Annotated in this window: 17 protein-coding genes and 2 pseudogenes; 10 read left to right on the forward strand and 9 right to left on the reverse strand. The window is 70.8% G+C overall.

Features of this window, described 5'->3' with window-relative positions; translation table 11 throughout:
* Positions 1 to 7: 7 nt before the first annotated feature.
* The 3 genes and pseudogenes from ACFVV1_RS22000 to ACFVV1_RS22010 form a co-directional block, all read left to right on the forward strand.
* A pseudogene (locus ACFVV1_RS22000) lies at positions 8 to 293 on the forward strand (acetylxylan esterase); the annotation flags it as partial.
* A 132-nt stretch (positions 294 to 425) separates the two neighbouring features.
* Positions 426 to 1136, forward strand: coding sequence for a hypothetical protein (locus tag ACFVV1_RS22005; RefSeq protein WP_389991657.1), 711 nt, complete (start codon positions 426 to 428; stop codon positions 1134 to 1136).
* Positions 1133 to 1774 carry a hypothetical protein gene (locus ACFVV1_RS22010; protein WP_389991659.1) on the forward strand — a complete coding sequence of 214 codons (642 nt, stop codon included), beginning with the start codon at positions 1133 to 1135 and terminating at the stop codon, positions 1772 to 1774. The genes ACFVV1_RS22005 and ACFVV1_RS22010 overlap by 4 nt, the downstream gene beginning before the upstream one ends.
* A 333-nt stretch (positions 1775 to 2107) precedes the next feature.
* On the opposite strand, the pseudogene ACFVV1_RS22015 reads toward ACFVV1_RS22010, so the two are convergent.
* Together ACFVV1_RS22015 and ACFVV1_RS22020 are read right to left on the reverse strand one after the other, a co-directional pair.
* Positions 2108 to 2627, reverse strand: a pseudogene (locus ACFVV1_RS22015) (glycosyl hydrolase-related protein); the annotation flags it as partial.
* Positions 2628 to 2800: 173 nt separating this feature from the next.
* Complete coding sequence (locus tag ACFVV1_RS22020; protein ID WP_389991661.1) at positions 2801 to 2992, reverse strand: DUF6381 family protein; 192 nt, start codon at positions 2990 to 2992, stop codon at positions 2801 to 2803.
* Positions 2993 to 3124: 132 nt separating this feature from the next.
* Between ACFVV1_RS22020 and ACFVV1_RS22025 the strand changes: the two genes are divergently transcribed.
* A complete protein-coding gene (locus ACFVV1_RS22025; protein ID WP_389991664.1) occupies positions 3125 to 3808 on the forward strand; it encodes a ribonuclease H in 684 nt (227 codons plus the stop codon).
* Between the two features lie 186 nt (positions 3809 to 3994).
* Positions 3995 to 4726, forward strand: coding sequence for a CDP-alcohol phosphatidyltransferase family protein (locus ACFVV1_RS22030; protein WP_389991667.1), 732 nt, complete (start codon positions 3995 to 3997; stop codon positions 4724 to 4726).
* Here ACFVV1_RS22030 and ACFVV1_RS22035 read toward each other — a convergent pair.
* The gene (locus ACFVV1_RS22035) at positions 4692 to 5141 is read right to left on the reverse strand and encodes an adenylyltransferase/cytidyltransferase family protein (protein ID WP_389991669.1); all 450 of its coding nucleotides are present in this window, start codon (positions 5139 to 5141) and stop codon (positions 4692 to 4694) included. The two genes, ACFVV1_RS22030 and ACFVV1_RS22035, sit on opposite strands and share 35 nt — an antisense overlap.
* Positions 5142 to 5351: 210 nt before the next feature.
* Between ACFVV1_RS22035 and ACFVV1_RS22040 the strand changes: the two genes are divergently transcribed.
* From ACFVV1_RS22040 to ACFVV1_RS22050, 3 genes are read left to right on the forward strand one after another with little or no spacing between them, the layout of a single operon-like run.
* Positions 5352 to 6617: a glycosyltransferase gene (locus ACFVV1_RS22040; RefSeq protein ID WP_389991672.1), complete on the forward strand. Its 1266-nt coding sequence runs from the start codon at positions 5352 to 5354 to the stop codon at positions 6615 to 6617.
* Entirely contained in the window at positions 6614 to 8287 is a 1674-nt protein-coding gene (locus ACFVV1_RS22045) for a lipopolysaccharide biosynthesis protein (protein WP_389991675.1), read from the forward strand. The genes ACFVV1_RS22040 and ACFVV1_RS22045 overlap by 4 nt, the downstream gene beginning before the upstream one ends.
* Entirely contained in the window at positions 8284 to 9528 is a 1245-nt protein-coding gene (locus ACFVV1_RS22050) for a hypothetical protein (RefSeq protein WP_389991678.1), read from the forward strand. The genes ACFVV1_RS22045 and ACFVV1_RS22050 overlap by 4 nt, the downstream gene beginning before the upstream one ends.
* Here the strand turns inward: ACFVV1_RS22050 and ACFVV1_RS22055 are convergent.
* A complete protein-coding gene (locus ACFVV1_RS22055) occupies positions 9497 to 11011 on the reverse strand; it encodes a hypothetical protein (RefSeq protein ID WP_389991681.1) in 1515 nt (504 codons plus the stop codon). The genes ACFVV1_RS22050 and ACFVV1_RS22055 overlap by 32 nt on opposite strands.
* A gap of 107 nt (positions 11012 to 11118) precedes the next feature.
* Between ACFVV1_RS22055 and ACFVV1_RS22060 the strand changes: the two genes are divergently transcribed.
* Positions 11119 to 12288, forward strand: a complete 1170-nt coding sequence (locus ACFVV1_RS22060) for a glycosyltransferase (RefSeq protein WP_389991684.1) — start codon at positions 11119 to 11121, stop codon at positions 12286 to 12288.
* 1 nt (position 12289) lies between these two features.
* Here ACFVV1_RS22060 and ACFVV1_RS22065 read toward each other — a convergent pair whose 3' ends face one another.
* From ACFVV1_RS22065 to gmd, 5 genes are read right to left on the reverse strand one after another with little or no spacing between them, the layout of a single operon-like run.
* The gene (locus tag ACFVV1_RS22065) at positions 12290 to 13117 is read right to left on the reverse strand and encodes a glycosyltransferase family 2 protein (RefSeq protein ID WP_389991687.1); all 828 of its coding nucleotides are present in this window, start codon (positions 13115 to 13117) and stop codon (positions 12290 to 12292) included.
* Entirely contained in the window at positions 13114 to 13809 is a 696-nt protein-coding gene (locus tag ACFVV1_RS22070) for a hypothetical protein (RefSeq protein WP_389991690.1), read from the reverse strand. The genes ACFVV1_RS22065 and ACFVV1_RS22070 overlap by 4 nt, the downstream gene beginning before the upstream one ends.
* The gene (locus ACFVV1_RS22075; protein WP_389991693.1) at positions 13806 to 16067 is read right to left on the reverse strand and encodes a LamG-like jellyroll fold domain-containing protein; all 2262 of its coding nucleotides are present in this window, start codon (positions 16065 to 16067) and stop codon (positions 13806 to 13808) included. Before ACFVV1_RS22075 ends, ACFVV1_RS22070 begins: the two co-directional genes overlap by 4 nt.
* On the reverse strand, positions 16064 to 16357 hold the full coding sequence (locus ACFVV1_RS22080) for a hypothetical protein (protein ID WP_389991696.1): 294 nt from the start codon (positions 16355 to 16357) through the stop codon (positions 16064 to 16066). The genes ACFVV1_RS22075 and ACFVV1_RS22080 overlap by 4 nt, the downstream gene beginning before the upstream one ends.
* The gene (gmd, locus tag ACFVV1_RS22085) at positions 16354 to 17367 is read right to left on the reverse strand and encodes a GDP-mannose 4,6-dehydratase (protein ID WP_389991699.1); all 1014 of its coding nucleotides are present in this window, start codon (positions 17365 to 17367) and stop codon (positions 16354 to 16356) included. Before gmd ends, ACFVV1_RS22080 begins: the two co-directional genes overlap by 4 nt.
* A gap of 114 nt (positions 17368 to 17481) precedes the next feature.
* Here gmd and ACFVV1_RS22090 point away from each other — a divergent pair, with 114 nt between their 5' ends.
* Complete coding sequence (locus ACFVV1_RS22090; RefSeq protein WP_389991702.1) at positions 17482 to 18465, forward strand: GDP-L-fucose synthase family protein; 984 nt, start codon at positions 17482 to 17484, stop codon at positions 18463 to 18465.
* Positions 18466 to 18550: the final 85 nt, after the last annotated feature.

The following is an 18550-nucleotide window of genomic DNA, read 5'->3' on the forward strand; positions in this document are numbered from 1 at the left end:
TCCTTTCCGGACCAACCCCCTGGTCCGCGATATAGGACCAGGTCGTCAGGGCGGCGGCATCACCCTCGCGGTCGACGCACTCGTCCCCGACCTGGCAGCCATCGCGCCGACGTTCCGTTCCTCTGCCACTCCGGACGGGCCGTCACCCTCACCGACGCCGCCCCGTACTCGGAGACAACCCGCTACCTCAAGATGCACCGCGGCAAGGAGGAGAACGTCTTCCGTACCCTGTCGTACTTCGACGGGGTGTCGTTCGCCGCGCTGGCCGAGCCCCCGCCCTCTTCTCCAAGGCGCCGAACAGGGCGGTCTGAGCCCGGCCGCACTCCGGCCGGCGTGTTGTGGATCACGGACAGGGTGTGGACACCACGTATATGGTCCGCCGGGGCGGTCCATGGCCCTGCGGACTGCAAGGACGAGGGCGGACAGTGCGGCAGAAAGCCTATGCGCAGGCGATGCGTGCCATCGCCTGCGCGCTGATGGTGTGGCAGGTCTGGATGATGTGGTACATCGCCAGTCACGAGGCCACCTCCGTGCGGTGGACCTGCGACGGGACCGGCGGCTGCGCCAGCGACCAGCTCGCGTCCGTGTCCGGGTTCATCGGGGTGGGCTCGGCCGTCGTCCTCGGTCTGCTCTCCGCCCGATTCCTGCACCGTGCCGCGCCCGGGGCGATGGTCGTGCTCTGCGCCGTCGCCGCGATCGCCGGCTGGTACGACGCGCTTGGGGAGGGCCAGGTCGAGCACCACTCCACCCCCTCCTTCAGCATTCTCCTGCCGATCAGTGGGATCTCCGTCTCCGTATGGCTCGTCATCCTGTGGTCCGTCGCGGGCGCGGGCTGCCTCGCCGCCTGGTGGGGCGCGGCCGTCAGCCTGCGGCGCACCGCGGGGCTGCGCCGGCTCTCCCGCCGCTGCACCACGGCCGACGCGGTGCTGGAGGGCTGGCGGCCGGTGGGCCGCAAGTACGGCGAGGTCACCGTGGTCTTCGACGACACGGCCGGGGTGCGCCACGAGGTCCCGGCCGTCGTGGAACGCGTCGCCCTCAAACGGGACGTCCTCGCCCTGTACGACGCCGACCGCCCCGACGACCCGGCCAGCACCAGGGTCGTCGTTCCCCGCCGGAAGGTGCTGCGCCTCTCATGACCACGTCGACATCCCCCGTGTCCTCCCTGCGCCGGTTCTTCAGGCTGTTCAGCCTGCTGTCCGCGCTCGGCACCGGGCTCGCCCTCGCCGCAGTGGTCCAGGGCGCCATGGACGGCCCCCGCTGGCTGCTGATGCTCGGGCTCCCCGCGACGGCCCTGGCCCTGACGGCGTTCGGCAAGGCGGCCGAGGACATGAAGTCGGGCATCGCCGTCCCCGGGCTGCGCTCCGGCGGACCGCGCGCCTTCGCGCCCGCTGTGGTCAACGGGGTGAAGGCCGTGAACAAGGAGAACGGACGGCCGGTCGCCGACGGGCAGGCGGTGAACTCCGTGTTCGCCTTCGACCTCACCGTGGTGACCGACGATCTGCCCCCGTACCGGGTCGAGGTCCGTCACCCCCTCGACCTGCAGGGGCTGCTGCACAGGTCCAGGGCGGTCGTCGAGTACGACCCCGAGCAGCCCTGGCGGGTCGTCATCCCCAACAACCCGCCGCGCGAGTGGCTGGCCCGCGCGAACAGCCTCGCCCCGCCGACGGCCGAGGTGAAGCGCCGCGCCGGCGGTCTTCCGCCCGGCTTTCGCGCACTGGTGTCGGGCGTGGTCGTCGCGGCCGTGCTGCTGGTGCTGGCCCGGGTGTTCGGCTGAGCCGCATCGGGCTCAGCCGTTGCGCGGATTCTCCTTGAGTACCTTGCCGTTGATGTCGGCCCTCAGGTAGGCACCGCCGTACTCGTCGGAGACGTAGACGCTGAGGGTCGGCTGGTAGTCGTCGAACGGGGAGGCCGGATCGATGTCCACGTAGTGGCTGGTGGGCTCGGTGACGCCGAGATCCTTGTCCGCCCGGCGTATCAGCCCCGGGAGGGCGTCCCAGTCGAACGTCTCCAGGTCCACGGACTTGGCGCCCGGCGCGAGGGTGCCGCCGGCCCGTTCGCGGACGGCCTTTCCGTCCGCGTACGCGTAGACGTCGTACAAGTGCTTGTTCTGGAACGGCCGCAGCCGCACCGCATCGCCCGCCACCTCGGCGGGCTCGTCGGCGAGCGGATGCTCCAGCAGGTCCGTGACGCTTGCCCCGGCCCGTGCGAACCCCGTCGTCGGACGTGCCGAGGCCCGTCCGCCGTGGGCCTCGTGGAGCCGGACCACCACGTCCCCGCTGCCGTCGTCCGCGAGCTTCACCGCCGTCACGGCCACCGCGTCGTCATCGACCGGGACCGGCGGGGCCACCGCGGCGCTCCCCGGCACCCGGCGCTCGGCGAGGCTGAACTGCCGGCCCTCGCGCACCGCGTCGCCGATCGTCGCCCCGGGCAGCAGCGCGTACCGCAGCCGGTGCACCCCCCCGGTCGGTCGCCGGGTCGGGAGAGCGGGGCGCACGGAGCAGCGACAACCGCACCGTGGTCGTGGTGGACCCGTCCGCACGCACCGTACGGGTCACATCGTGCCCGTACGCCGAATCGTTGATCAGCGCCGCGCCCCAGCCGGGCTCGCCGACGTGCAGGCCGTCGTGCAGCGTGAGCGGTGACAGCCGCCACACCATCACGCAGCGTGAGCGACGGATCGGTCGCCCGAAGCTGCGCGCCGCCCCGCCGCAGCGAAGCGGCCGACGGCTTGCCACTCACTCATGGAAGAGCGGCAAGACGTCGGCCGTTCGCGTGAGACAGGTACTACGTGAGGCGGGTACTACTTGGGCGGGCGGATGTTGCCCTTGCCCATGTTGCCCTGCTGCTCGATCTGCTCCTGCAGCTTCCGGGCCTTCTCCTGGAGCCGCTGGCGCTGCTCAGGGTCGGTGGTGCGCTCAGCGGCCTCGTTCATCTGCCGGGCCTTGTCGCGCAGCTGCTGCGCACGGTCACCGGATTCACGTGCAACGCTCATCATCGCTCCTTGTGCGGTTGGGAAGAGCGGGCTCCATCAGAGAACCAGCGCCGCCGGTTCACCGCACCTTGAATCATCACTCAGCGTTACCGTGTGCCGAGGGGGTGGTACGGCGCTGGCATGATCGGGGGCATGAACGAAAGCATCATCGCCGCGTGTGACGGGGCATCGAAGGGCAATCCGGGGCCTGCGGCCTGGGCATGGGTCGTGGCCGATGCGCAGGGGCGACCGGAGCGCTGGGAGGCGGGACCACTGGGGACGGCCACCAATAATGTCGCCGAACTCACGGCGCTGCAGGAGCTGTTGGAGTCCACGGACCCGTCCGTGCCGATCGAGGTACGGATGGACTCGCAGTACGCGATGAACGCGGTGACGAAGTGGCTTCCCGGGTGGAAGCGCAACGGCTGGAAGACATCGGCGGGAAAGCCGGTGGCCAACCGAGACCTGGTGGCAGGTATCGACGCCCTGCTGACCGGCCGGGCCGTGAAGTTCGTCTACGTCCCCGCCCACCAGGTGGACGGGGACCCGCTCAACGCCCTTGCCGATCAGGCGGCGAGCGAGGCCGCGGTGGCGCAGCGGCCGGCCGGTACCGCGCACGGCTCGCAGCTGCCGGAGCCGGCCCCCGCCCGTGCGGCGGAGGGGCGGAGCAAGGGCGCTCCGGCGAAGAAGGCGGGGGGTGCGGCGCGTTCCGGTGGAACCATCCGAGCGCGGTTCGCCGGCCGCTGCCACTGCGGAAAGCCTTATGCGGCCCAGGAGATGATCGCCAAGAACCCGAACGGCTGGGGCCACCCGGAGTGCCGCACCGCGTCCGCCTGAGGCGCGGTTCCGCCGGGCCCGCACCCGGTGCGGGCCCGGCGGGCGCCGATCGCCGGCGGGACCGGGCGAGTGGCCACGCGCGGCACGGGCCGCGTGCCATGATGCGGCTCCGACGGCGGCAACCGTGGCGCACTTCCGGCGCTCTGCCGGTGCCGCCGGGGGCAACCGCGACACGCTGGGGGGCGTATGGGAAGCACGGGCACGGTTCTGCGCGAGTTGCGCGGTGCGCAGAAGACGGCCAAGGGGGTGTCGCTGTACTCGCGGTACGTGAACCGGCCGGCCGGCCGGGTGTTCGCGGCCGCCGCGTACCGTATCGGGCTGACACCCAATCAAGTCACCTTGATCAGTGCGGCGTTCACCTTCGCCGCCATCGCCGCGGTGGCGCTCGTCCGGCCGTCCTGGGGGCTCGCGGGTGCGGTGTACGCGGGCCTCGCCGTCGGTTTCGCCCTCGATTCGGCCGACGGGCAGCTGGCCAGGCTGACCGGGCGAGGAGGGCCGGACGGCGAGTGGCTGGACCATGTCGTGGACTGCGCCAAGATGATCCTCGTACACACCGCTGTCCTGATATCGTTCCAGCGGTTCTTCGGTCTTCCGTCCCAGGGCTGGCTGCTCCTGCCGCTGGGCTTCCTGTTCACCGCCGTGCTGACCTTCTGCGCCGGGCTGTTGCGTGAGCAGCTGGGCAAGGCGGTCGTCCGGCCCGCGGCGGGCGGCAGTGGGCCGGGCCCGGTGTCCCGGGTGCGGGCCGTGGCGCTGCTGCCCGCCGACTACGGGGTGTTCTGCCTGGTGTTCCTGCTGCTCGGCGACCGGACCGCGTTCCGCATCGGCTACGCGGTGCTCGCCGTCGTGCACGCGCTGTTCCTGGTGGCGTTCCTCGCCAAGTGGTTCAGGGAGCTGAAAGCGCTCCGGACTGTGGACTGACGAGTGTGTCCAGCGCCCGGCGCAGCTGGGTGCTGGACGTGTGCACGGTGTACGGGAAGTAGACCACCTCCACGCCGACCTCGGCGAAGTCGCGCTCCAGCCGCTTGCCCTTCTCCGTGTCCCGCCAGTCGTCCCCCTTGAAGATGACGTCGAACCTGACCTGCTGCCAGGTCGTGACCTTGTCGGGCACCGTCTCGACGAACGCAGCGTCCACGTAGCGGACGCTGCGTACGATCTCCAGCCGTTCCGGCAGCGGAATCACCGGCTTGTGGCCCTTGGCGAGCGCGGCCATCTCGTCCGAGACGACGCCCGCGACGAGGTAGTCGCACTGGCTGCGGGCATGCCGCAGGATGTTCAGGTGCCCGATGTGGAACAGGTCGTAGACACCCGGCGCGTAGCCGACCCTGTGCACCATCCGTTCTCTCCCCCCACGGTGAACGTGATGTCCGTGTCCCGCAGCGGTTGTCCGGACATGGCATCCGGTGGAGCGGGATATCGGTATCGGTGTTGATGGTGCAACGACCTTACTGTGAAGACCACTTGCGCATCACGTGAACGGATAAGCTCGCTTTTGGGGTTGTTCCTTGGGGGGAACACAGATGTTCCGGGGGGAAGGCGAGCGTCCATGTCCGATGCCGACCGTCACACACCGTTCGAGGGCCGTACGCTGCTGGTCGTCTCGACGAACTACGCGCCGGAGCTGACGGGCATCGGCCCGTACGCCGCGCAGCTCGCCGAGCACTGGGCCGAGTCCGGGGCCGAGACCCACGTGCTGACCGGCATGCCGCACTATCCGTCCTGGCGGACCGAGGCCGGGTACCGCGGCGTGTGGCGGGTCACCGAGCAGCGGTCCGGGGTCACCGTCCACCGGCGAAGACACTATGTGCCGACCCGTCAGAGTGCCCTGCGCAGGGCCGTGTTCGAGGCGACAGTGCTCGGGCACGGACTGGTGTCGCTGCCCCTTCCGCGCCCGCCGGACGCGGTGATCTCCCAGATGCCCAGCCTCGCGGGCGGCGTCATCGGGGCCCGGCTGGCCCGCCGCCGGCACGTCCCGTACATACCGGTCGTGCAGGATCTTATGGGCGCCGCCGCCGCGCAGAGCGGTATCCGGGGCGGTGGCCGGGCAGCGGCCGTCGCCTCGGCGGCCGAACGTTACGCGCTGCGCGGCGCCGCCCTCGTCGGCGTCATCCACGAGACGTTCGTCCCGCGCGTCACCGCGTACGGCGTGGACCCCGGGCGCATCCGTCTCGTCCCCAACTGGTCGCATGTACAGGCGCCTTCGGCCGACCGCGCCCGGACCCGGGCGAAACTCGGCTGGAGCGAGGGCGCTCCCGTGGTCCTGCACTCCGGGAACATGGGGCTCAAGCAGGGACTGGAAGTCCTCGTCGACGCGGCCCGGCTGGCACCGGGGATCCACTTCGTGCTGATGGGGGACGGAAACCAGCGCACGGCGCTGCTGGGGCGGGCGGCGGGCCTGCGCAACCTCGATTTCCTGCCGCCGGCCGTCTCCGAGGAGTTCACCGACATCCTGGCCGCCGCCGATGTTCTCGCGGTGACCCAGCGGGCGTCCGTGCTCGACATGAGTGTCCCGTCCAAACTCACCTCGTACTTCGTCTCGGGCCGCCCCGTCGTCGCCTCGGTCGCCGACGGGGGCGGCACCGCCCAGGAGATCCACCGGTCGGGCGCCGGGATCCTCGTCGCACCGGAGGACCCCGCCGCGCTGCTGTCGGCCGTACGCAAGCTCGTCGAGGCTCCGGCCGAGGCGGACCGGCTCGGTGCCAACGGACCGCGGTATGTCGCACGACACCTGAGCCGGGAGGCGGGCCTCGCCCGCTTCGACGCACTGCTCACCGAGGTCCTCGCGGACGCACAAGGGAGACCACGCCGATGACCCAGCCGATCCGCGCCCTGGAGGACCAGGACGAACCCGCGCTGCTGCGGGACCAGTTCCGACAGCTCCTGCGCTACCGCGCACTGCTCGCCTCCGGCGTGGTCCTCGGACTGCTCGGCGGCGGCTGGCTCGCCCTCAGCGGCGAGGAGAGCTACACGTCGACGGGCGAGGTCGTCGTACGTTCCGCCGCCTCCGACCCCTTCGCCGCGGGCGCCTCCGCCGACAAGGGCATCAACATCGGCTCCGAGCGGCAGACCGCCGTCAGCGACACCGTCGGCACCCTGGCCGTCGGGTCCCTGGCCAGGAACGGCGACCGGGTGGAGGTCGGGACCCTGCTGTCCGGCCTCCAGGTCACCAACCCGCCCAACACCCTCGTGCTCCGCTTCTCGTACACCGGCCGCACCCCCGCCCTCGCGAGGGCGCGGGCCCAGGCGCTCGCCGACGCCTATCTGGAGATCCGCCGACAACGCACCGAGGACAGCATCGCCAACATGGTCGACGGCTACCGCGCCCAGCTGAAGCCGCTCACCGAACAGCGTGACCAACTCGCCCAGCAGGCCGTCGGGAGCAACGACGTGACCAGCGCCCGCGCCAACCTCGTCGTGTCGATCTCCGAACTGAGCCGGAAGATCTCCGAGTTGCGCGCCCTGGACACGACCCCCGGCTACCTCACCAAGAAACCCGTCGCGCCCACCGAGCCGACCGGTGCGGGACTTCCCCTGCTGCTGGGACTCGGCGGTGTCGTCGGCCTCGCGCTCGGACTGCTGCTGTCCTGGGTACGCCTCGTCTTCGACCCGGCCGCGCGCTCCACCCGGGAGCTGGTCCGCTCGCTCGGCGCCCCGCTGCTCGGCACCCTGCCCAGGGAGCGGGGAGCGGCGGGCGCGCTGCTCGCCATCGGGCGGAGCGGGAGCCGGCTCGCCGAGGAGTACCGGGCGGTCGCCTTCCGGCTCGCCTACGATCCGTCGTTCGCCCAGCGCCGCAGACTCCTGGTCACGTCCCCGCGCGGGGCCGGCGACGCGCCGGCCGCCGCCGCCGTCAACCTGGCCGCCGCCTTCGCCGAGATGGGACGGGACGTACTCCTGGTGGAGGCCGATCTGCGTACCCCGTCCCTGGCCAGGGCCCTCGGCCCGGCCGTGCAGGGCGCCCGGCCGCGCTGGGCGGCGGAGGGCGAACGGGCCTGGCCGTCGGACAGCCGGATGAACGTGGACGTCCCCGGATCGGGCGCCTTCACCCTGATAGCGGGCCGGCGCACGGACAACGTGCCGCGGGCCCTGACCTCCGCGCCCGTCGGACGGATCGTCGCCGAGGGCGACCGGCCGGGCGTCGTCGTCATCGTGCTGGCCCCGCCGGTGCTGTCGTACGCCGACGCCGTCGCGCTGATCGACCGGGTGGAGGGTGTCGTGGTGGTCTGCGACCCCCGCGAGGTGCACCGCAGCGACCTGGAACGGATCCGCGAGATCATCGGGGCGGCCGGCGGCACCGTGCTCGGCGCCCTGCTGCACCCCGGCCGGAGCCGCCCCGAGCGCCGGGCCCGCAAGAAGGCCGGCAAGCGCCGCGCGGGCGGTGACCCGCCCGGCGGGGCCGAAGCGGGTCACGGCCCCGAGCGCACCGGTGACCCCGCCGAGACCCTCGGCCTGCGCACCTTCGACCCCACCGCGGGACACAGATGAAGGCACGGACCGCGATCGTCTGCTCGGTCGCGGACCAGGGCGTGGCGGCGCTCACCAACATCCTGGTACTGGTGGCCGCCGCCCGGCTCTCCACCGTGGCCGACTTCGCCCGCTTCTCGGCGGTCTATCTCGTCTTCACGGTGCTGCTGGGAGTGTCCGGCGCCTACACCGGGCAGCCGCTCGTACTGCGACGCGGTGAGCACGAGGAGGTGGGCGGCGCGTGCCGGTCGGCGGTCACCTTCACCCTTCTCGCCGCGGCCGGGCTCGGCGCCCTGCTCGCCGCCGTCTGTCTGCCGCTGCCGGGTGCCACCCCGCGTGCCCTGATGATGCTGGGACTGGTCCTGCCGGTGGTTCTGGGGCAGGACACCATGCGGTACGCCTTCTCCACCCTGCACCTGCCGCACCTGGCACTGGCGGGCGACGCGCTGAGACTGGCCTGTGTGCTGGGCGCGTTGGCCATGCAGCCCCACGGTGCCCCGGCCGCCCGGCTCGTCACCGTCTGGGGGCTGTCCGCGCTGCCGGCCCTGCTGCTGTCGGCCGCCCTGCTGCACCGCAGAGTGGCCGGTACGCCGCTGCGGCTGAAGGTCCTGCTGCGCCGAGGCCATCTGGGGCGGCGCTTCGTGGTGGAGTTCGGAGTCGGCAATGCCACCAGCCAGCTCTCCGTGCTCGGACTCGGTGTCGTCGGCAACGCACTGGTGGTCGGTGCCCTGCGCGGTGCGACCACCCTCTTCGGGCCGCTGAACGTCCTGTTCACCTCGGCCACCGGCTTCGGTCCGCCCCTGCTCGGACGGCTCGCCTCCGAACGGCGCAGGGTACGCGCCACGGCGATGCTCGCCGCTGTCCTGGCCGCCACGGCCGCCGCGTGGGCCACCGCACTCGCCCTGCTGCCCGACGGGATCGGCCGCCATCTGCTCGGCGACACCTGGCCCACGGCGGCCGCCCTGCTCCCCGCGACCGGCAGCCAGTACGCGGCGATGGCCGTCGGGACCTGCGGGCTGCTGGCGCTGCGGATGCTCGACCCGAGGACCACGCTCTCCATCCAGGTGGTCTTCTCGCTCGCCGCCGTCGCCTTTCTGGCCGGCGGCTATGTGCTCGGCGGGGTACCGGGCGCGGCCTGGGGCCTGTGCCTGGGGTCCGTCTGCAAGGCGGTGGCCACCTGGACCCGGGTGGCCCGGCTGAGCCGCCGCACCGCGGGAGACCAGGTGCCCGTCAGTGCGCGTGCCATCCGTTCCGGCTCCTGAAACTGGTGACCAGCAGCAGACAGAGGGCCGCGATCGCCAGCTTCCCGACGGACTGCAACAGCGGTCCGCGCAACAGGATGAAGGTGTACCCGGCGATAAGGGGCGCGGCAATGGCCAGAACGCTGCCGGGGCCAGGGCCGTCCCGGGAGACCGCGCGCGCGTAACGCCGGTCGGTGCGCGCGGCGGCGTACCCGATCAGGGCGAAGGCTCCGACCATGCCCGGAGCGCCGAAGTCGACCCAGAGCTCGGTCCACAGTGGCGCCGACAAGTTGGTCATGTTCATCCCCATCCACTGGCCGACGCGCACCCCGGTGTCCTCGGGCTTGCCGCTCCACACCGACCGGGGCACGAAGAAGAGGGCGGAGGCCGCCAGTTGACGCCCGTACGTGTGACCGCGGGCGTCGACCCAGGTGACGGTGTTGGCGAACATCACCGCCTGGTCGTAGTCCTTGGTGGCCAGCGGCTCGAAGACCGATGACGACTCCACCGGCCGGTACCCGGCGCTGTCGTAGCGGAACCGGTCCGCGTACGGGAACAGCACCAACGCCCCGACCACCCCCATCGCCAGCACCGAGCGGTACATCGCCGCACTGCTCGGGAACGCGGTGAACAGGAGCGAGACCAGTACGGTCACGAACCAGTAACGAGCATTGGAAATCGGGTTGTTGACGATGACGTTGAGGGCCAGCAACGCACACCAGACAAGCACCGTCGAGGGGGAGCGCCGGGCCTTGCGCGAGGTCACCAGCCGACGGGTCCAGAAGAGCAGCCCGAGCAGCGCGGGTACCGTACCGAAGCCCTTGAGGAGGGCCGAACCCACATTGGACTGGCCCGACACCACCCCGCTGGCCGCGACCGAGGCGCTGATCTCCTGGCGACTGGTGAAGAAGACGGCGGGCCCGCCGAGCTTCACGATGTAATAGCCGCTCGCCGCGAAGGCCAGCACCACCAACAGCCTGAGCCGCACCGGGTGCGCCGTTGCCGGACCGCTCCCGGAGCGTGCGGTGGCCCGGCGGCGCAGCGGGCGCCGGGATGCCAGCAGCGCCCCGAGGTCGAACGCCGCACACCCCACCAGGACCAGCGCGATGGCGGTCACCAGATCCGACCGCGGCCCGACCATCGGTGTCGGGGTCTGCCCGATGACCACCTGCGCGAACGGCGCCACCCCCATCGCGATGTACACGAACATCCAGAAGACGCCCTGCAGCAGGCGGCGCCGGGTGGACAGGATCATCGTGGCGAGCCGGGCCCCCGCATAGCAGGCCAGCACGAGCTGCAGCCAGTACGCGGTGTCCCGGACTCCGGTGCCCGGCTGCGCGGCGATCACCGCGGGCAGGAAGCAGACCAGGCCGAGGATGAGCGGCACGGCGAGGGCGCGCGACAGCATGGCCCACGACAGGGGCTTCGCCGGCGGCTGGACCGGGTCCTGCGGGCCGTGCTCCGGTACGGGGGCGGACGGCGCCGCCTCGTGCACGGACGTCATCTGCCCCCCCCGTTCCGTGGATCTGTGAACACTCTAACGAATCAACCCACTTGGGGGGTTTGGATGACTAGTCTGTAAAAGACCGGCCGAGACTGAGGGGAACTCTGGTGAAGATCCTGCACGTCGTCACACTGCACACCCCGGACCACGCGTTCGGCGGCCCGACAAGGGTGGCGCTCAACCTGTCGAAGGTCCAGCGGGCCGGCGGCGACGACGCCCGCATCATGGCACTGGGCGACGGCTTCGAAGGGCGACTGCCGCGTGAGGTCGAGGGAGTCCCGGTCCTTCTCTTCCAGGCCCGTCATCTGCTCCCCATGTTCGAGGTCAGCGGAATCACCTCCGGCGCGCTCCTGCTCGCCGCCCGGCGCATGATGCGCGGCGCCGATCTCGTCCATGTCCATCTGATGCGCGACCTGGTGACGCTCCCCGCCGCGCTGCTCGCGCTGGCGTCCCGCACACCCCTGGTCGTCCAGACCCACGGCATGGTGGACCCGACCGAGAAGCGGGTCGCCCAGCTGACCGATCTGCTGGGTGTACGCAAGGTGCTGCGCGAAGCCGACGCCGTGCTGCATCTGACCGAGATGGAACGCCTCGATGTGAACGCCGTTGCCGCACCGGTTCCGTTGACCCGCACCGTACGGCTGGTCAACGGCGTACGGCCGCAGGAGCCGAAGCCCGCCCGCGCGCCGGGGCGGCCGCCGACGGTCCTCTTCCTGGGCCGGATCCAGGAGCGCAAGCGGCCGCAGGACTTCGTCGCCGCGATGCCGACGGTCCTCGCCGAGCACCCGGACGCCCGGTTCGTGCTCGCCGGCCCCGACACCGGAGCGCTGTCGGCGACTCTCGAACTCGCCCGTGAACTGGGGGTGATGGGCTCCCTCGACCACGTGGGACCGCTCGGCCACGAAGAGGTTCTGGCCGCGGGCCGGCAGGCCGATGTGTACGTACTGCCGTCGATCGAGGAACCCCTGGCCGTCTCCGTCCTCGAAGCGATGTCCGTCGGCACCCCCGTGGTCATCACCCGCACCAGTGGCCTCGGGGACGATGTCGCGCGGGCCGGGGCCGGCCGGGTGATCGACAGCCGGGTCGGCGAGGACGGCAAGAACGCGCTCAAAGTCGCCCGGGCCGTACTGGAACTCCTCGAACCCGAGGCCAACGCCCGGGCGGAGAAGGCTGCTTGGGACCTGGTCAATGAGCACTTCACCATCGACGGCGTGACCCGGACCCTCCGGCGGACCTACGAGGACGTGGTCCGCCAAAAGGGCCGCCGGTCGGCCTGAGTCACCCGGCTTTTCCCTCACGGGACTTGAGCGCGATCTGCCAGCGGTAGAAGCTCATCGCCAGCGCGAAGTCGAACCCCGCCCGCCCGTCGAGAAAACCCCGCCGGTACAGATACATGTACGCGAACGACACCAGGGGCTTGAAGGGCGCCTTGTGGAACAGCTGCCCCTGGCGCGACTTCACCCTCCGCACCTGCTCCTTGACCTCGGGGTGATGCTCCAGCCACGCCTCCCAGTCCGAGTACCGGTTGTGCCGCTCGAACCAGGCCGTGACCGGGTCGAGGTCCTGGTGCTCGATCGGATTGCGGAGCGGGGCCGCCGACTCGGCGACCGGCTGGTAGTGCCCCTCGACCTCGCCGATGCCCGGCGCTTCGAGATCCCCCACCTCCGGGTACCGGCAGCGGGTCCGGTCCGTCAGTGACCGCTTGCGGATGGTGTAGCCGTGCCGGAGCCGCTTCCCGGAGAACCAGTAGCCCAGCGGTATGTCGTACGCCGCCGGCCTGGGCGCCCCGGGATCGGCGAAGAGCTGCCGCAGTTCGGCCAGCAGCCCGGGGCTGAGTCGCTCGTCCCCGTCGAGCAGCAGAATCCAGTCCAGATCCGTGCGGACATGGTCCAGGCACCACTGCTTCTTGCGCGGATGACCGCCGTCCCAGGTGTACGTGATCACCTCGGCCCCGCACTCCTCGGCGATCTTCGCCGTGTCGTCCGTACTGTGCGAGTCGACGACGACGACCGCCTCGAAGTGGCCGAGCACCGACTTCACCGCCTCGGCGATGTTGAGCCCCTCGTTCTTCGTGGGGATAGCCACGGCTATCGGCAGCTTGCTCATCCGTGCTCTCCTTCGGGCAGCCAGGCGTAGCAGCCTGTGGAGGTGAAGGCGCGGGCCGAGTCCGGGAGGGTGATCTCGGCCCGTTTCCCGGAGGCGGCGGAGCCCGAGCCAAGGTTCCTGCCGTTCGCCCCGGTGATCTGCCAGGTGCAGTTCCCGGTGGGGGAGACGTCGTGGTAGCGGCCCGGCCGGATCTGCTCGGCCCCGTACGTGCCGTCCGCGTACCCCCGGGAGGCCTCCTGCACCAACTTCCGGTGCTGGGTGCAGAGATGCTCGACGGCGGGCTTCGCGTCGGCGATCTCGCCCGTCACGATCGCGGCGACCGCCACCTCCCGGTCGGCCTTCACCAGGTACGTCAGCCTGTCGCAGGTCTCCTGACCCGTCTGGAGCACGGCCGCCGGATCCATGCCTTTGGGCACCCGGTCGACCAGATACTCCTTCTGCATCTTGCTGAACGAGCCGGTGGCCGGGGTGAGTTCATCGGTGGGCAGTTTCGGTGCTGCGCTCGTCCGCGGAGCCGCAGGGCCACTGGACGTGGTGGCTCCGGGACCGTTCGACGGGGACGCGGCAGGGGGCTGGGTGGCCGATGGCCCGGCGCCGCCCGCGTCCCGGTGGCCGTCGGAGGACGAGCCGCAGGCGGCCAGCGCCGCCGTCAGTACGACGACGGCGACGCCGGCCCGGAACGGATACCTCATCCACCCGTCCTCAGGGAGTAGTGGGCACTGACCTGCGCGCTGCTCAACGCGTTCGGGTAGACGGCGGTCTCGTCGACCTGCCCGGCGAAGAAGTTGCTCGTCGGCCGGTTGGGCCAGCCGTTGAGGTTGTCGCCGCCGACCCGCCAGTAGCCGTTGTAGCTCTCGTTGCCGGTGTACAGAGCGCTCGAGGCGCGGAGCTGCCCGTCCACGTACAGCGCCATGCCGCCCGTGCCCTGCGTGGCGACGACGTGGTGCCAGGCCCCGTTGTTGTAGGCGGACGGTGTCGTGATGGTCCTGGTGCTTCCGCTGTGGACCCCGAAGACCAGCCGTCCGTCATCGCGCATGTACACGTGCTTGTCGTACTGGGTGCTGTTCTGCATGGTCAGATTGCCGAAGCCGACGATCTTCCCGCCCTTGGCCGTCGTCGTCCTGATCCAGGTCTCCACCGAGAACCTGGTCGGCTGCGGATGGCGCCTGTTGCCGTACGCGTACTGGCTCGATCCGTTGAAGCCGATCGCGGTCGAGGGACCCGCGACCGCGGCCGGAGTCTGCCGGTAGGCGGGGGAGTTGCGCAGGAAGGCGTTGTCCAGTCCGGTGCCGGTATCGGCCGCGAACGTCGACGAGCCCTCGTCGTACCGCCAGTACAGCGAAGCGCCGTCGGCCAGCACCCTGGCGGGGTACTTCTCGGCGGCGGACGCCACCGTGGCGGTCACGGCGGCGGACTTGGCGCTGGTGTTGATGCCGTCGCTCGCACTGATCCGGTACGTGTGGGTCTCGCCCGCGGCCACGTCCGTATCGGTCCACCTCAGTTGCGGCCGGTCCCAGAACACGGAGTAACCCGTCGTGGTGTGCACCGGAGTGCTCGCACCGTCCTTGTAGATCCGGTACGTGAGCTCCCCGTCGTCGGCGTCGAAGCTCGACTGCCAGTTGACCTGGACCTTGCCCGCGGCGACGGTGGACACACTGACGTTCGGTACCCACGGCGCCCCGGTGTCGGGACCGTCGGCGAACCGGGTCAGCCCCTGCTGCGCGGAGCCGTTGACGGTGGTGAACTCGCCACCCACCCAGAGATAGTGATGCCCGCCCTTGTCCGTCTGTGCCATCACCCGCGGTCCGACGGGCTCCCCGATGCCGTCGTTGGTGTCCGGGAACCAGGGGAGAAGTTTCGGATCACTGACCGACTGGGCCAGCAGATGCTTGCGGGGCTGGTTCGGGAACCCGCCCATGGTGGCGCAGTCGTGCGCGTGACTCCCGCTGTACAGAACGCCGTCGTGCACGAGAACGGCCTGGGTGGCGCCCAGGCAGGTGTCCCGCCAGCGCTGTTCGAAATTGCTGAGGTTCAGTGCGATCCGGCCGTCGAAGACACCGCCCCCGGTGCCCTCGTTGGCGGTGTAGAAGCCGGTGGCGTCGGTGGTGATGTCCTGCACCGTGGACGTGTTCGGGATGAAGCCCGCCGGATAGCTCTTGGTCACGGCCCCGGTCGTGGCGTCCACCACGGCCAGCGCGTGCGAGGTGGTGCCGTTGACGGTGAAGAAGTTTCCGCCGATCAGCACGTGCTTGCGGTCGGGCGTCAGCTCCACGGCCCGGCCGATCTCGTCCGCGTTGGCCGTCCACGGCTTCAGTGCGGCGCCGGTGGTGACCGCGGCGAACTTGTTCCGGGTCTGTCCCGCCACGGTGTTGAAGTCTCCGCCCAGGTAGACGGTGTCGGCGGTGACGGCCAGGGCTCGTACGGTCGCGGAGACGGAGACCTTGAAGTCCTGGCGCGGGGTGCAGGTCGCGGTGTCGATCGCGGCGATATTGCTCACCCCGAACCCGCTCACCGCTCCGAACTGCCCGCCGACGTACAGGGTCTTCTGATCGGGCGAGAGTGCCAGGGCCCGTACGGTCGCCGTCCCCGACGAGAGCGTGAACGACAGTTTGCACCCCGTCGGCGCACCGGTCGCCGCGTCGAACGCGGCGAAGTTCACCGCGGGCTGTTCGGAGGTGCCGGCGGGCGCGCCCGGTGGCCGGACGGTGGAGAAGGTGCCGCCGGCGTAGACGACACCGGCGTCCGAGGCGGCCATCGACCAGACGATGCCGTTGGTCTGCCAGGTGGTGAGGTCGTCCGCGGTCAGCGAGACCGGCGGGGTGAGGGCCGCGGCCGGGGAGCCCCCGGACGCGGCGGCGGTCAGTGTTCCGGCGAGCAGGCAGAGCGCACCGGCAGTAGCCCGCGCCCTCCTGCGTCCGGTGGGTCTGCGCCCCGTACTTCCGTTCATCATTCAGCTCCGAAGGTGAGAACGAGCTGCGGCCCTGAGACCGCGGTTTCTGCCTCGTCCGGCCGGCGGCGGAGACGGTCCGGTCCGCTGCCGGTCGGGGCGAGTGGGTGGTCCGGGCCGGGGGCCCGGACCGGTGCGGACGCGCTCGGGTCCACCGGGCAGCCGGTGGAGGTGGAGATCGCGCCCGGGTCGGTCCCCGGCGGGGCCACCAGGAGCAGCTGCCGGGTGATGTGGGTGCGCGCCGGACCGGCCGGTGCGCCGGTCCGGCCGTCGAACAGGTACGGATGTCTCATCGGTCCACCCGCACGGCCGCTCCGGCGAGTTGGTCGGAGAGCTGGCGGATGTCCGCCTCGACCATGATCCTGGCGAGCTCCTGCGACTTCACCGCCGGTTTCCAGCCGAGCATTTCCTCGGCCTTGGCTGCGTCACCGATCAGCGCGTCGACCTCGCTGGGGCGCTCGTACTTGGCGTCGTAGCGGACGTGCTCCCGCCAGTCCAGGCCCGCGTGGGCGAAGGCGTACTCCAGGAACTGCCGGACGCTGACGCCCTCGCCGGTGGCCACCACATAGTCGTCCGGGCTGTCGCGCTGCAGCATCCGCCACATCGCGTCGACGTACTCGGGGGCGTACCCCCAGTCGCGCACGGCGTCGAGATTGCCCAGATGGAGATGGGTCTGCAGACCCGCCTTGATCCTGGCCACCCCACGGGTGATCTTCCGGGTCACGAAGGTCTCGCCGCGGCGTGGGGACTCATGGTTGAAGAGAATCCCGTTCACCGCGAACATCCCGTACGCCTCACGGTAGTTGACGGTCGCCCAGTACGAATACACCTTGGCGACGCTGTACGGGCTCCGCGGATGGAACGGCGTCTTCTCGTTCTGCGGCGGCGGTGTCGCGCCGAACATCTCCGACGACGACGCCTGATAGATCCGGGTGTCGATGCCGCTCGCGCGGACGGCCTCCAGCAGCCGGATGGTGCCGAGACCGGTGATGTCACCGGTGTACAGCGGGGCGTCGAACGAGACGCGGACGTGCGACTGCGCACCCAGGTTGTAGACCTCGTCCGGCCGGATGTCGCGCAGCAGATTCACCAGCGCGACCCCGTCGGCGAGGTCGGCGTGGTGCAGGACGAACGAACGGTCGTCCTCCTCCGGTCCCTGGTAGATGTGGTCGATCCGCTCGGTGTTGAAGCTCGACGAGCGGCGTATCAGTCCATGGACCGTGTACCCCTTGTCGAGCAGCAGCTCGGCCAGGTACGAACCGTCCTGTCCGGTCACGCCGGTGATGAGCGCGGTCTTCGCCACGACTACCCCCTCTGTGTTCGCCTGAAAGGCTGTTGATTCACACCGAAATTCCGTAATTGAGCGATCTGTGGCAAAACGTCACCGTGGTCCGCGGCTGCTGGCACAATCCGAGCCATGACGACTGATCTCCCCGGCCCTCCCCAGGAATCCGTCCGCCCCCTCCTACGACCCGGTGCCCGTATATTCGTCGCGGGCCACCGCGGCCTGGTCGGCTCGGCGGTCGTACGCCGCCTCACCGCCGCCGGACACGAGGTGATCACCCGCGATCGCGACCACCTCGATCTGCGCGACGCCGCGCGGACCGAGGCATTCCTTCGCGAGGCCCGTCCGGACGCCGTGGTGCTGGCCGCCGCCAAGGTCGGCGGGATCATGGCCAACGACACGTATCCGGTGCAGTTCCTGGAGGACAATCTGCGCATCCAGCTGAGCGTGGTCGCCGGAGCGCACTCCGCCGGGGTCGAGCGGCTGCTCTTCCTCGGCTCGTCCTGCATCTACCCCAGGCACGCCCCGCAGCCGATCGCCGAAAGCGCCCTGCTCACCGGCCCGTTGGAGCCGACCAACGAGGCGTACGCGCTGGCCAAGATCGCCGGGATCGTGCAGATCCGGTCCTACCGCCGGCAGTACGGCGCCGCGTACATCAGCGCCATGCCCACCAACCTCTACGGTCCGGGCGACAACTTCGACCTGGAGACCTCGCACGTCCTGCCCGCGCTGATCCGCCGCTTCCACGAGGCGCAGCGGGACGGCTCGCCCGCGGTCACGCTCTGGGGCTCCGGCAGCCCGCGTCGCGAATTCCTGCACGTCGACGATCTGGCCGACGCGTGCCTCCTGCTGCTGGAGCGCTACGACGGCGACGAACCCGTCAACATCGGCTGCGGCCAGGACCTGTCGATCCGTGAACTCGCCGCAATTGTGGGTGATGTGACGAAGTATCAGGGCTCCATCGCATGGGACACGTCGAAGCCCGACGGCACCCCGCGCAAGCTGCTCGACGTCTCCCGGCTCACCGCCCTCGGCTTCGCACCGCGCATACCGCTGCGCGACGGGATCGCCCGTACGTACGCGTGGTGGCTGGAGCGGCGGGCCGCACAGGTCTGAGCGGAGCCGACCGGTCCACCGGCACGGGCCGGCCGCCGCAACGCGACGGCCGCCCGTCCCACCGGCCCCGGACGGCCGGTTGTCC

Source organism: Streptomyces sp. NPDC058092 (assembly GCF_042884935.1).
Taxonomy (GTDB): domain Bacteria; phylum Actinomycetota; class Actinomycetes; order Streptomycetales; family Streptomycetaceae; genus Streptomyces.